12 protein-coding genes are annotated in these 12,654 nt (G+C 58.8%); all 12 read right to left on the bottom strand.

Annotated elements, in window-relative coordinates; all coding sequences use genetic code 11:
* A partial coding sequence (locus tag IRZ24_RS00635; RefSeq protein ID WP_297159560.1) for a Mur ligase family protein occupies positions 1 to 623 on the bottom strand: 623 nt, incomplete at its 3' end.
* 141 nt (positions 624 to 764) lie between these two features.
* Positions 765 to 2,123, bottom strand: a complete 1,359-nt coding sequence (locus IRZ24_RS00640) for a universal stress protein (RefSeq protein ID WP_297159563.1) — start codon at positions 2,121 to 2,123, stop codon at positions 765 to 767.
* A gap of 92 nt (positions 2,124 to 2,215) precedes the next feature.
* Entirely contained in the window at positions 2,216 to 2,839 is a 624-nt protein-coding gene (gene kdpC / locus IRZ24_RS00645) for a potassium-transporting ATPase subunit KdpC (protein WP_297159565.1), read from the bottom strand.
* A 27-nt stretch (positions 2,840 to 2,866) separates the two neighbouring features.
* Positions 2,867 to 5,083 (bottom strand): potassium-transporting ATPase subunit KdpB, encoded by a 2,217-nt coding sequence (gene kdpB, locus IRZ24_RS00650; RefSeq protein ID WP_297159570.1) that lies wholly within the window; start codon positions 5,081 to 5,083, stop codon positions 2,867 to 2,869.
* A gap of 3 nt (positions 5,084 to 5,086) precedes the next feature.
* Positions 5,087 to 6,823, bottom strand: coding sequence for a potassium-transporting ATPase subunit KdpA (kdpA, locus tag IRZ24_RS00655; RefSeq protein ID WP_297159573.1), 1,737 nt, complete (start codon positions 6,821 to 6,823; stop codon positions 5,087 to 5,089).
* Positions 6,824 to 6,850: 27 nt separating this feature from the next.
* The gene (locus tag IRZ24_RS00660; protein ID WP_297159576.1) at positions 6,851 to 6,946 is read right to left on the bottom strand and encodes a potassium-transporting ATPase subunit F; all 96 of its coding nucleotides are present in this window, start codon (positions 6,944 to 6,946) and stop codon (positions 6,851 to 6,853) included.
* A 108-nt stretch (positions 6,947 to 7,054) separates the two neighbouring features.
* A complete protein-coding gene (locus IRZ24_RS00665; RefSeq protein WP_297159579.1) occupies positions 7,055 to 7,528 on the bottom strand; it encodes a hypothetical protein in 474 nt (157 codons plus the stop codon).
* 52 nt (positions 7,529 to 7,580) lie between these two features.
* Positions 7,581 to 8,072, bottom strand: a complete 492-nt coding sequence (locus IRZ24_RS00670; protein WP_297159582.1) for a hypothetical protein — start codon at positions 8,070 to 8,072, stop codon at positions 7,581 to 7,583.
* 185 nt (positions 8,073 to 8,257) lie between these two features.
* Positions 8,258 to 8,992, bottom strand: coding sequence for a response regulator transcription factor (locus IRZ24_RS00675; protein WP_297159585.1), 735 nt, complete (start codon positions 8,990 to 8,992; stop codon positions 8,258 to 8,260).
* A 366-nt stretch (positions 8,993 to 9,358) separates the two neighbouring features.
* The gene (locus IRZ24_RS00680) at positions 9,359 to 10,441 is read right to left on the bottom strand and encodes a cobalamin-independent methionine synthase II family protein (protein ID WP_297159588.1); all 1,083 of its coding nucleotides are present in this window, start codon (positions 10,439 to 10,441) and stop codon (positions 9,359 to 9,361) included.
* A 461-nt stretch (positions 10,442 to 10,902) separates the two neighbouring features.
* Positions 10,903 to 11,916, bottom strand: coding sequence for a catechol 2,3-dioxygenase (locus IRZ24_RS00685; protein WP_297159590.1), 1,014 nt, complete (start codon positions 11,914 to 11,916; stop codon positions 10,903 to 10,905).
* A gap of 141 nt (positions 11,917 to 12,057) precedes the next feature.
* Positions 12,058 to 12,504 (bottom strand): carboxymuconolactone decarboxylase family protein, encoded by a 447-nt coding sequence (locus IRZ24_RS00690; protein WP_297159593.1) that lies wholly within the window; start codon positions 12,502 to 12,504, stop codon positions 12,058 to 12,060.
* Between the last annotated feature and the right edge of the window lie 150 nt (positions 12,505 to 12,654).

The following is a 12,654-nucleotide window of genomic DNA, read 5'->3' on the forward strand; positions in this document are numbered from 1 at the left end:
TTGGCCGCCCCATAGTCTTCCATGCTGGCGTAGGTGTCGAGATGGTCGGGATAAAGATTAGTCATCACGGCCACCGAGGGGCTGATGCGATGCTGCTCGAAGCCCTCCAGTTGCCAGCTTGACATCTCCAAGACCACCAGGGTTTCGGGGGTGATCTGGGGCAGGAGGGAGAGCGTTTCGACGCCAGCGACATTGCCACCGATGACGACAGGTTTGCCTGCAGCGCGCAGAATCTCATAGATGAGGGTAGTAGTTGTAGTTTTACCGCGTGTGCCGGTGATGCCGATGGTGCGTCCTGGGCAGGCAAGCATGAAGAGCGCTAGCTCCATCTCGATCTGAGCGCCGTGCGCACGAGCAATCTGCAGGTAAGGCGAATTGCGCGGAATACCGGGATTGCGAATGACGATTTCGGCCCAGCGAAAATCTTCCTCGCGATGCTCGCCAAGGATAAATTCGATGGGCAGGCCAGCCAAAGCGCGAATACTGGGAGCCAGTACCTCTGCCGGCTTTTTATCGGTGACGCGCACAATGGCGCCTTGTTCGGCAGCATAGCGAGCGGCGGCAATGCCTGAACCCTGCAAGCCCAGTCCCATGACCAGAACACGTTTCCCACGTAGCTCCATCCGTCGAAGGCTCCTCTCCTCTACTCAGGTAGAGCGGCTTTCTCATGTGAGTACATAGCTGGTTGTATAGCAGTCCAAGCGGCTAGCTGTCAAGTCCTTTTGCTGGAATGCTGCTACTCTAGTAGAGACAGGAGAAGGAGCCTAAGCGTCGGCTTCAATCTCGTCGTTAGGGCGGCGCGGCACCAGGTGAATATCGATATCGCTGCACAGGCGAAGCAGGCGATTAACGAGCGAGCCACGTAGCCATTCCTCCCAGCGGCGGCGCGCCGGTAAACCGAGTACGATCAGCGTCGCACGGCGCTCGCGAGCGATAGTAACCAAGGCTTGCGCCACATCCTGGCTGCGAACATGGAGCACCTCGGCCCCGAGGTCCTCTGCAAGCTGGGCATGCTCTTCGAGGCGACGTCGGGCTGCTTCCTCTTCCGAGCGCAGACGGCGACCATATTTGAGCAGGCGCACCAAGCGCGCCATCCAGGCGGCGTAACCGGTCGGTTCAACAGACACCGCGATCAACTGGGCCTGGAGACCGTGCGCCAGTCGCCAGGCATCGCGAATGACCTGACGACTGTGGGGTCGGTGATCGAAGCCGACAAGTACGCGTTCGCAGGCTGGCCAGAGCCTGGCGATCCTATGTGAGGCCATATACTGCTGAAGCTGAGCCTCCGTCTTCTCGGCGGTCCGCCGGAGGGCCAGTTCGCGCAAAGCGGTCAGGTTCCCTTCGCGGAAGAAGTTATTGAGGGCCGCATCGATGCGCTCGCGCGGATAGATGTTACCATGCTTCATGCGTTGGCGTAGGGCATGGGGCGAGATATCGATCAGCTCGACCTCATCAGCCTGATCAAGAATCCAGTCGGGCAGCGTCTCACGCACTCGCACCCCAGTAATCTGGGCCACGATATCATTGAGGCTCTCAAGGTGCTGAATATTAAGGGTGGTCACCACGTCAATGCCGGCCTCCAGCAACTCAAGCACATCCTGATAACGCTTCTCGTTCCGGGAGCCAGGAACGTTGGTATGCGCCAGCTCATCGACCAGCGCCACCTGGGGACGGCGTGCCAGAATTGCCTCCAGATCCATTTCTTCGAGAGTCAGGCCGCGATAGGCGATCTTTTTACGGGGAATGATCTCGAGGTCGCCGATCTGCTCCTCAGTGCGTGGGCGCCCGTGGGTCTCAACATAGCCGATGACGACATCCGTGCCGCGACTTTTACGCCGGTGCCCCTCATTGAGCATAGCATAGGTTTTGCCAGCCCCGGGAGCAGCGGCCAGATAAATGCGCAGGCGTCCGCGACGGCCAGGAGAGGAGCGCGGCTCATGCGCCGCCGAAGCCTGGTCCTTTGCTGATCCATGCTCGCCGCCCGGCTTGTTGGCTCCCCCCGCTGCTGACTGCTGCTGCGCCAGATCCGCATCACGCAGGGCGTAGCGCTGGAGCAGCTCTTCCGGGGACGGGCGCCCATCGTCCTGGTGGCTACCAACTTTTCCAGACTTCTGCTCTCTCATGCTCCGCGGCTCCTCCTTCTTCTTCCGCCCTCTCTGCTGCTCAAGTGGAAGCTGTTCTTGCCTGTGAATGAGGTGAGTAGGATGCATGCAGCTCAGTGCTGAAGCGCGTCGAGAGCCAGATTGAGATCGAGGACGTTCACGTGCGGCTCGCCGAAGATACCCAGGAAGCGCCCCTGTACATGGCTCATCACCAGTTGACGTACTCTCTCCTGGCTCAGCCCACGGGCTTGAGCCACCCGCGGCACCTGATAGAGCGCCGCAGCCACCGAAATGTCGGGATCAAGGCCCGAGCCAGAGGCCGTTACCAGATCGGCGGGCACCGGTCCTGGCGGTGCGTCGGGATTCTCGCGCTTAAGCTGAGCGACGCGCTGCTGGACCATCTGCGCGAGAGTCTTGCTAGTTGGCCCCAGGTTGGAGGCGCCGGAATTCTCGGCATTATAGGGCTGGGCCTGACTGCCGTTGTCGCTGAGCGTAGCTGAGGGGCGCCCGTGGAAGTACTTCGGCGAGGTCCAGTATTGTCCAATCAGCTCCGAACCGACCAGACGTCCGTCGGCATAGAGCAGACTGCCGTTCGCCTGGTAAGGAAAGAGCAATTGGGCCAGGGCAGTGACCACTCCGGGGTAGAGGAGGCCTAGCAGAATGGTCAGCAGCAGCGTCATAACCAGCGCTGGACGTAGATACTCCTGTACAAGCTTCTTAAGTAAGGTGGTAGGCATCAGACTCATCCTCTTCTCGCTTCGGACTTAGAGTGTCAAATGCAGCAGCGACAGCAGCATATCAATCAGCTTAATGCCCACAAAGGGGGCCACGATGCCGCCCAGGCCATAGATCAGCAGATTGCGTCGCAGCAGGGGCCCGGCCCCAATGGGGCGATATTTTACGCCGCGCAAAGCCAGCGGGATCAGCGCAATAATGATCAGGGCGTTAAAGATGACCGCTGAGAGCACTGCGCTGTGGGGTGTTGCCAGGCCCATGACGTTCAGGGCATTCAGTTGGGGATAGGTCGCCGAGAAGGCCGCCGGGATAATGGCGAAGTACTTGGCCACATCGTTGGCGATGCTAAAGGTCGTCAGAGCGCCGCGCGTGATCAGGAGCTGCTTGCCGATCTCGACGATCTCGATCAGCTTGGTGGGATTCGAATCTAGATCGATCATATTGGCCGCTTCCTTAGCGGCCTGCGTACCGCTATTCATAGCCACGCCGACATCGGCCTGTGCCAGAGCTGGGGCATCGTTGGTACCATCGCCGGTCATAGCCACCATATGTCCTCCGGCTTGCTGCTCGCGGATCAGCTTCAGCTTAGTCTCTGGAGTAGCCTGGGCGAGAAAGTCATCGACACCGGCCTCACGGGCGATGGCTGCGGCGGTAAGGGGATTATCGCCCGTGATCATAATCGTACGAATCCCCATACGGCGCAGTTGCTCGAAGCGCTCGCGCATGCCCCCCTTAACGATATCCTTCAGCTCGATCACGCCCAGCACGCGGGCCTGTTCCTGGTGATCTGGGCCGGAGCGCCAGGTTTCAGCGACCACCAGGGGAGTGCTTCCCGCCCGAGCAATCTCATCGACGGTGCGCTGCAGCAGCTCACGGTCCACAGATGCACCGCCATGCTCCTGGACATAGGCCATAATGGCATCGGCAGCCCCCTTACGGATAGTGCGCAGCGCTGGAAGGCTCGCCAGTTCCTCGGGGTCCAAGCCGCTGCTTGAGCCATTGTGATCAGCCAGCAAATCCAGGCCACTCATGCGCGTCATGGCTGAGAAAGGCACAAAGCGGCTGACCTGCCCAAGGGTAGCTGCTTCCTCGCTGAGGCCGAAACGCTCGTGGGCCAAGGTCACAATCGAACGCCCCTCGGGAGTCTCATCGGCCAAGCTAGCGAGTAGAGCAGCTCGTGCCAGGGCCTGCTCTTCGATGCCGGGCATGGGGAGGAAGCGCGTTGCCTGGCGATTGCCCAGCGTGATGGTGCCTGTCTTATCGAGCAACAAGACATCAACGTCGCCGGCGGCCTCCACGGAGCGCCCGCTCATAGCCAGGACATTGCGCTGCACCAAACGATCCATCCCAGCAATGCCGATGGCTGAGAGCAGGCCGCCGATCGTCGTCGGAATCAGGCAGACCAGCAGAGCGATCAAGGTTGTGATCGAAACGGGGCTACCCGAGTAGATAGCGAACGGCTCCAGCGAGATCACCACCAGGAGAAAAATGATCGTCAGGCTGGCCAGGAGAATATTGAGAGCGATTTCATTGGGAGTCTTCTGACGCTGTGCCCCCTCAACCAGGGCGATCATACGGTCGAGGAAGGTTTCACCGGGGTTGGCGCCGATGCGCACAATGATCCAGTCGGAGAGCACGCGCGTGCCGCCAGTGACAGCGCTACGGTCGCCCCCGCTCTCGCGGATGACAGGGGCCGACTCGCCAGTGATGGCCGACTCATCGACCGCAGCCACGCCCTCAACGACCTCGCCATCCCCGGGAATCACATCGCCCGCCTCCACCAGCACATAATCGCCCTTGCGCAGGGAGGGTGCGGCTACCTCCTCCCAGGGGGCGGAGCGCTCAGGACGGCGTAGACGCTTAGCCGTCGTAGTTGTACGCGCGCGGCGCAGAGTCTCAGCCTGAGCCTTGCCACGCCCCTCAGCCATTGCCTCCGCGAAGTTTGCAAAAAGCACAGTGAACCAGAGCCAGAGACTGACGGCCAGCACAAAGAGCGTTTCATTGTGCAAGTGCGCAGCGGAGAGCGTCGGGGTTGGCGCCGTCAGCAGCAGGCGCACAAACTCCGTGGTAGTAATCAGGCTACCAACCTCCACCACGAACATTACAGGATTCTTAATCTGCCAGCGCGGATCAAGCTTGCGGAATGCGTCCAATAAAGCGCGACGCACGATCTGCGGATCAAAAGAAGAGGCGCCGCTCTTGCGTCGCGTCTTCCACGGCTGCACTTCCAGTGTATGGCTGCTCATCCTTCAAAAGGTCCTTCCTGCCAGCATCAGCAAATGTTCGACAATTGGCCCGAGGGCATAGGCTGGAAAGTAAGTTAAAGCCCCCACGATCAGAATGACCCCTACCAGCAGCATCACAAACAGAGGTCCCGTCGTAGGAAAAGTCCCTGGTCCAGCGGGCACCACACGCTTGCCGACGAGGGAACCGCCAAAGGCCAGGATAGGGATCGAGAAGGCGAAGCGTCCAATCAACATGGCGAAAGCCCCCGTCCAGTTGTAAAAGGGCGTATTGCCGGCCAGGCCAGCGAAAGCCGAGCCGTTGTTACCATTCGAGGAGGTATACAAGTAGAGGATCTCCGAGAGGCCATGCGGGCCAGAGTTCGTCGTGAGCGAAGCCAGGCCCTGGGGCAAAACACTAGCGATGGCAGCGAAGCCCAGGATTGTAGCCGGTCCCAATAGGAGCGCCAGGGCAGCCATCATCACCTCTTTGCGTTCGATCTTCTTGCCGAGATACTCCGGCGTGCGTCCCACCATCAAGCCGGCAATAAAGACTGTCAGGATGGCGAACATCAACATACCGTAGAGACCGGAGCCGACCCCGCCGAAGATCACTTCTCCCAAGGCCATGTTGGCTAGCGGTACCAGGCCGCCGAGTGGCGTATAACTATCGAGAAAGCTATTGACCGCGCCGCAGGAGGTGGCCGTAGTGGTGACTGTGAAGAGAACCGAATCCGTGATGCCAAAGCGGACCTCCTTGCCTTCCATATTGCCGCCTGGCTGCAAGGCCGAAGCCTGCTGGTTGACGCCAAGATGGGTCAGCAGCGGATTACCACTCTGCTCGGCAGGCAAGGCCACCGCTAACGCCAGCACGAAAATGATGGCTGAGGCTGCCCACAAAGCCCATCCCTGGCGCGTATCGCCGACCATGCGCCCGAACATATAGAACATACCGGCGCCGATTCCAATAATGGCCAGCATCTCTATCAGATTAGTCAGAGCGTTCGGATTCTCATAAGGATGAGCCGAGTTAGCATTGAAAAAGCCGCCGCCGTTCGTCCCCAGTTCCTTGATAATCTCCTGAGAGGCCACTGGCCCTTGGGCAATCACCTGGGTGCCACCTTCCAGAGTATGCACCACCGTGTAGGGATTGAAATTTTGGACAACGCCCTGAGACACCAGGATCAGAGCGCCGACCAGACAGATGGGGAGCAGAATATAGAGGATGGCGCGAGTCAGATCAACCCAGAAATTGCCAAGGTACTCAGCGCTACGCCGAGCCAGAGCACGTACCAGGGCCACAGCCAGGGCCATCCCAGTGGCAGCCGAGACAAAGTTATGGTAAGCCAGGCCAGCCATCTGAGTCAGGTAGCTCATAGTTTGCTCGCCGGCGTAGTTCTGCCAGTTAGTGTTCGTCGTAAAGCTGGCCGCGGTATTGAAGGCGAGCTGTGGCTCGACAGGTCCCAGGTGCTCAGGATTAAGAGGCAGCCATTGCTGAGTCCGTTCCAGCACATAAAGCAAGAGCATCCCGGCCAGGTTAAAGAGCAACATGGCAATAACATAGCCGGTCCAGCGCTGCTCACGCTCGGGATCAATGCCACAGGCATGGTAAAGGAAGCGCTCCAGCGGCCCCAGAACCGGAGAGAGCCAGGTGCGCTCTCCGTTGAAAACCTTGGCCATGTAGAGGCCCAGTGGTTTCGTCAGGACCAACACAAGCACCAAGAACAAACTGATCTGAACAAGACTATTGAGTGTAACGGGCATCGAAAGTCATCCTCTAGCGGTGCACTATCAGAACCATTCTGGTTTCAGCAGGGCAATCACCAGATAGATCAGAAGGAGTAAGGCCGTGAGGCCAGTCAGCAAGTACTCCAATGGTGTATTCACAGAAAATCCTCCGTGGGCAGGATGACCCAGCATCAGAGACGCTCACAGGCCAGCGTGAAGCCAATAAAGAGCAAGAACGTCAGCAGCGTCACGACCACAATCAGCGTGTCAAGCATAACGCCAATCCTCCCCTGTCGGCAGACCGGTCTCGGAAGCGGCGACCGGCGCTTGCGCTGTCTCTGAAGACCACTGAGCGCAGGCGTGAGCAACCAGGCGCAGCACAGCGCCAAGTGGACAGATACGGGGTAAGCAGGCCAATGGGCGCAGCTCTCCCCTACAGCGCGATTGAAGCGGATTAAAGGACAACAGGACGACAGGAAGACAGGTATTACCTTGCTCATCAACGCGCGGTGCCAGTAGACCACGGGCCCGAGCCTGGCGCAGCAAACCCCAGCCGGTGTCATCGCTCAGAGCCAGATCAACAACCAGCACTGTGGGGACCAGAGTGGCAAGCTGAGCCAGAGCTGCTGCCGCCGAGCGACACAGAGCGGTCTCATAGCCCTGAGCCTGCAGCGCCCGCTGAAGGAGCGATCCGAGCAACGTATCGCTCGTGACGATCAGTACAGAACCTTTTTGAGACATCTTCACCTACCTCACCTTGCTTGATTGAAGCCAGCGCCTGGCGACAGACAACCTAACGAGTGCCACCGATATGGGCCACCGGCCTGGGCCAGTGGACCTTGAGCCAATCCTGCAATCTTCGTCCAAGAGAGACTTCCTCAGCGCTCTCTGGCAGGTAGAACAGGATCAAAGGGACCAGGCGCTCACGCAAGAGCTGCTGAACCTGCGGGGCCGGCAGCAAGGCGTCGCCATGAGGGCGACGGATCACAAGCACGCGGTCACAGCCGAACTTACGAGCAAAGCTCACGATGCTCTGCCCAAAATCCTCGCTCAACAGCTCGTAGGCGGCGCCCCTGACGCCGTAGCGCTGGCTCTTCCAACGCACGACCTCCAGGAAATCCTGAGACTGCTGCCAATGTTCAGCGCGCAGCTTACGCATCTTCGCGCCTGGTAGCAAGGAGAGGGCGATCAAGCTCGCCTCCTCCAGAGCAGCGAGACGCACAATGGCATCAATAGCCTGGACATCGATTCCCCAGCTAAAGGGAAGCAACCAACGTCGTGTCATCTTGAACCGTCCTTCTTTGTGCATGGGCCATCAGCGGCGGCGAAGGGCTGAGCGCACCGCTGCGCTGCCCAACTGCAACTGCTCTCGGCCACAGTGTAACTTAAGCCTGCTCAAGATGCGTTCCGAGTACGCGCCCTTTTGCTCAAACTTTTCTCCAGAAGCAGGAGCAACTGCTCAAGACAAGCTCAAGGATGCGCGCAGTTAAACTGATCTGCCGCCTCAACCTCATCGCTGAAGCGATAGCCTACGCCTGGGATCGTCAAAATCAGGCGCGGCTTACCGGGACAAGGCTCGATCTTCTGTCGGAGCTGGGCGACATAGACATGGAGGCTATGCACGCGATCATGAGACGCAGAACCCCAGAGCATGCGCAACAGCATCTGACGAGTCAACAGCTTGCCACGATGCACCACGAAGATTCTCAATAACTCGTACTCAGTTGGAGTCAGAGCAATCTCGCGCCCCTTGAGCAAGACACGACGGCGACCGAAATCCATCACGAGAGGCCCAATAAGGACTTGCTCCTCCGCGGAGCCACCGTTTTGTCGCTCCAGGCGACGCAGAGCCACGCGAATACGTGCCAGCACCTCAGCGATCCCGAAGGGCTTGGCCACGTAATCATCGGCCCCCAGATCTAGGGCCTCTACCTTATCGTGCTCACTGTTCTTCACCGAGAGTACGATAATGGGCGTCGATGAAACCGCACGGATACGTCGACAGACCTCCAGGCCACTAATATCAGGTAGCAACAGGTCGAGCAGCACCAGATCAACATGGGCACGAGCAAAAAGCCCGAGCGCGTCCTCACCACGGCCTGTGCTCAAGACACGATAGCCATGAGCTGTCAGGCTGCGTTCCAGAGCGCTGGCCAGTTCCGGTTCATCCTCAACCACCAGAATGGTAGCCCCAAAGGTGACCATCGTATTGCACCTCCTGCGGCAAAGCGGCAGAGCCACCCTCTCCGCCCTCCTGTCTGTCTAACAGAGGCAGTATAGCCCGGGAATGCTCAAGAAACAGACAGGACTGCGTATGCTCCCTCTCAGGATTCCCTCAAAAAGAGGCTGATCTCTCCTAACTGACTGGGCGGCCAGCAATTGAAGGGCAAGACACCTGGAAGAAGGATAGCTAGAATAAGAAGCGAGGGAGGCTCAAGCCTGTGGAGTAAATGGAAGCAGCCTGGTAGCGACGATGGGTCAAGAACAAGATAACTGACCCAGCCTGACCCATCGTCGCCTGGCCAGGAAAAGAGGAAAAGTCAGAGGTCAGCGGTCTGTACTGGAAAGGCTTTAGCCCCAAACTTCACGTGCCACGCTCGCCACCAGCTCCAGCTTACGGCGCTGGTCTTCGAGCGAAAGGCGATTGCCTTCAATGGTTGAAGCAAAACCACATTGCGGGCTCAAAGCCAACCGCTCCAAGGGAATATAGCGTGTCGCTTCCTCAATGCGCCGACGCAGTTCATCGCGGCTCTCTAATTGTGGCTTCTTTGTCGTCACCAGGCCCAGCACGACAAAGCGGTCCTCCGGTATGTGGCGCAGCGGCTCGAAGCCGCCTGAACGTGCATCATCATACTCTAGCAAGAAGCGCTGGAAATGAGTTTTCTGGAAGATACGAGCAATTGGCTCGTAATCTCCGCTAGCATAGAACTTGCTCTGATTATTACCGCGGCAGATATGGAGACCGAAGGTGATGCCCGGATGGCCATCGATGATAGCATTATCCAGCTCGATGCAGCGATCAATCAACTTTTCAGGATCATTACCGCGCTGGCGGTAGCCCTCGCGAATCTGCGGATCGAGCAGGGCCGCATACTGAGGGGCATCGATCTGAATATAGGTGCAGCCCAGACGAATCAGCTCCTCGACTTCGCGGCGCGAGATATCGACGATATCGGCGAGATAGGCATCGAGGGTAGGATAAGCCCCCTTTGACTTCTCAGGATCGTAGTAAGCCGCCGCCTGTTGAGCGCTGATCATCGTCACTTTACCGGCATGCTTCTTGCGTGCGCGCAGATAGACCCACTCCTCGCTACACATACTGCGGCGCCAGCGCAGGCGATCCACCACCACCGGGCGTCGCATCACCAGTTCCTCGCCGCTCTCATCACGGAAAGGGATAGCCCAGCCACCATACTTATCGAAGCCATCGAGTGCCTCGATGAGATGGCCGAAGAAGGCATAGCGGCGCTGCTCCCCATCGGTAATCACCTCGATACCCGCCTCTTCCTGCAAAGCAATCGCCTCATCGACAGCGCGGTCCTCGATCGCCTTAAATTCCGAGGGACTCATGGTCCCTGCCTCTAACTGCTGGCGTGCCTGGTGGAGATAAGGAGGGCGGAGTAAACTGCCAATAACTTCGCTATGGTAGACCATTGCGCTTCTCCTTCTTGCACCTCTCGTTTCCTGGTCACTCTTCCCGACTGGCACGCGGTTGTGAGAGGGCGGAGGCCGTGGCCTGCTGGCAGGGGGGCCAGCCGGGAGGCGGCTCCGTCTCATCTCTCTCCAATAGCCCAACGGCGTGTCGCCCAGGCCTAGTCAACGAAAGCGAGAGGTGAACAGCTAACAATCTCCCAAGCTTGACCTGACCAGCGAGAGAACAGCCATCGCCTCAGGCTCTAACTGATGAGGCCCGATACAAGCGAGCAAACAAGCAAGAACGGTCCAGCGCACGAGCAAGCGGGAAGTCCCTACTGAACAGGTAGCCCAGCCGGTGAAGCAAGGTGAGGCGGGTCGCCGACCCAGCCAGCCGCAAAAGCTGCGCAGGGGCTAATCACCTGCTGGCAGAGAATCGAGCAAGAGCAAGACGCTCTACCTGTCTGGTCTTACCGCATCTCTCAAAGAGGATCAAAAACGGGAGCTGGCGTTTGCCCCCCCTGGCTGGTCTGGACTGACTCAATGACCGGGGTCCCATAGGTCTTGAAGCTCTCTGGCAGAGCGCCGCCCCAATAGACGCCGCGTCCGCGCTGCTCGCGGCGCCAGACAATCGGCTCCCAATCAGGAGCAAAAGCAAGATAGCCGCCCGAGTAGACTTCGACGCGATTGCCCCCTGGCTCATACAGATAAAGGAAGAAAGCCTGAGAGACATTGTGGCGTGCTGGTCCTGCCTCAATAAAGATATCGTGCTCCGATAGAATATCGGCAGCGCGCAGCACCTCCTCGCGGCTATCAAGCCAGTAAGCGATATGGTGCAGACGTCCATGAGCGCCGCTGAAATCGCGCATATAAGCAATATCGTGAGTCAGCGGCGTAACACTGAGCCAGGCCCCTTCCTCAATACCGTTCTCCTCTGGTTGGAGCAGCTCGCGCAGGCGAAACCCGAGCTGTTCCTGTAAGAACAGGCGATTGGGCGTGATATCGTGGCACATCAAGTTGACATGATCGATGCGCTTCACACCCACGCCGTGGCCAGTAAACTTCTGAGGTTGGTTGTAGAGGCGCGAACGTAGCTCTGCCGAGGCCAAATATTTTTGGGCCTCGTAGTACAATTCCATCAGATGGCCATCGGGGTCAGTAAAGCGAAAGGCTCGTCCGTGGCCGATATCGCCTTCGATCCAGCCCTGACCATAGCCCTGGGAGGACAGCGCTTGTGCACGTCGCTCTAGCGCCTGGGGACTCACCGTGCGCCAACCGACATGCCCGAGGCCGGCGTGAGGGGCTTCAGTCAGCTTAAGAGTACAATGCTCGTAATCGCCATAAGCGCGGAGGTAGACCGACTGGCCCTGACGATCGGTCACCGTCATACCAAGCACTTCAGTGAAAAACCAGAGGCTCTCGGCGGGTCGTGGAGTAAGCAGCTCGACATGGCCCAGGTGGGCAACATCCCTGATTGGCTCCTGAAGGTCCGTCATGGGGCCATCTCCTCTCTTGGTTGCGGCCTTGCAGCACGACGAAGAACAAAGCCTGGCCTTGCCGGTCTGGCCAAGCCCTATTGAGATCAGGGGCGGAGACGCCTGTCCGGCAAAGCTGCTATACTGCTCCTCTGTCTCGTGTTAACGTGGTTCTGACTCCTGTGAACCCTGCTGGCCTTCAGCGGCGGCCAGCTCCTGCAGAATCTGAGCGCCGAGGTTGCCAGCAGGCAACCCGCGGAAAAGAAAAGCTAAATTGACCACGGCGTTGAGTTCTTCCCAGGTGGCACCGACGCGCCGGGCGGCACGTGCGTGGAGGTGAGCCGCGTCAGAGAGCAGCACCAGCAGCATGCCAAACAGCATCAACTGGGCTGTCTTCGTATCAAAGCATGAGGGATACATAGCGCGCCGGCGAATCTCTTCCTGGAGCAGAAGGAAATCGGGATCGAGGCGGGCAAGCAAATCGGTTCGGGCCTGAACACGGGGGGGAACAAAGCCAATCAGCTCAGCGTAGCGCTGGCGCAGCTCCGCTAGCTGCTCCTGGCTCAGCTTCAGCTCTGGAAACGGATCTCCCCCTTGAGCATGGCTCATACGCGCGTCTCTTCTCCTTGCCCTTCGGTGGGCTGACTGAAATACAGGGCCTACACACAGGCAAGCGCTGTTCGTATACATAATACCATAATCACCGGGAAGTCTGTAGCAGAAAGGGGCTATTGCCGAACAGCCCTCTGGCCGGCGCAG

Origin of the sequence: Thermogemmatispora sp., from assembly GCF_019683755.1 — a bacterium.
GTDB lineage: Bacteria > Chloroflexota > Ktedonobacteria > Ktedonobacterales > Ktedonobacteraceae > Thermogemmatispora.

Bases quoted from the DNA above. Each gene is read 5' to 3' on its own strand.
- IRZ24_RS00670 (WP_297159582.1), bottom strand. From the start codon at position 8,072: ATGACACGACGTTGGTTGCTTCCCTTTAGCTGGGGAATCGATGTCCAG.
- IRZ24_RS00665 (WP_297159579.1), bottom strand. From the start codon at position 7,528: ATGTCTCAAAAAGGTTCTGTACTGATCGTCACGAGCGATACGTTGCTC.
- kdpC (WP_297159565.1), bottom strand. From the start codon at position 2,839: ATGCCTACCACCTTACTTAAGAAGCTTGTACAGGAGTATCTACGTCCA.
- IRZ24_RS00680 (WP_297159588.1), bottom strand. From the start codon at position 10,441: ATGGTCTACCATAGCGAAGTTATTGGCAGTTTACTCCGCCCTCCTTAT.
- kdpA (WP_297159573.1), bottom strand. From the start codon at position 6,823: ATGCCCGTTACACTCAATAGTCTTGTTCAGATCAGTTTGTTCTTGGTG.
- IRZ24_RS00690 (WP_297159593.1), bottom strand. From the start codon at position 12,504: ATGAGCCATGCTCAAGGGGGAGATCCGTTTCCAGAGCTGAAGCTGAGC.
- kdpB (WP_297159570.1), bottom strand. From the start codon at position 5,083: ATGAGCAGCCATACACTGGAAGTGCAGCCGTGGAAGACGCGACGCAAG.
- IRZ24_RS00675 (WP_297159585.1), bottom strand. From the start codon at position 8,992: ATGGTCACCTTTGGGGCTACCATTCTGGTGGTTGAGGATGAACCGGAA.
- IRZ24_RS00640 (WP_297159563.1), bottom strand. From the start codon at position 2,123: ATGAGAGAGCAGAAGTCTGGAAAAGTTGGTAGCCACCAGGACGATGGG.
- IRZ24_RS00685 (WP_297159590.1), bottom strand. From the start codon at position 11,916: ATGACGGACCTTCAGGAGCCAATCAGGGATGTTGCCCACCTGGGCCAT.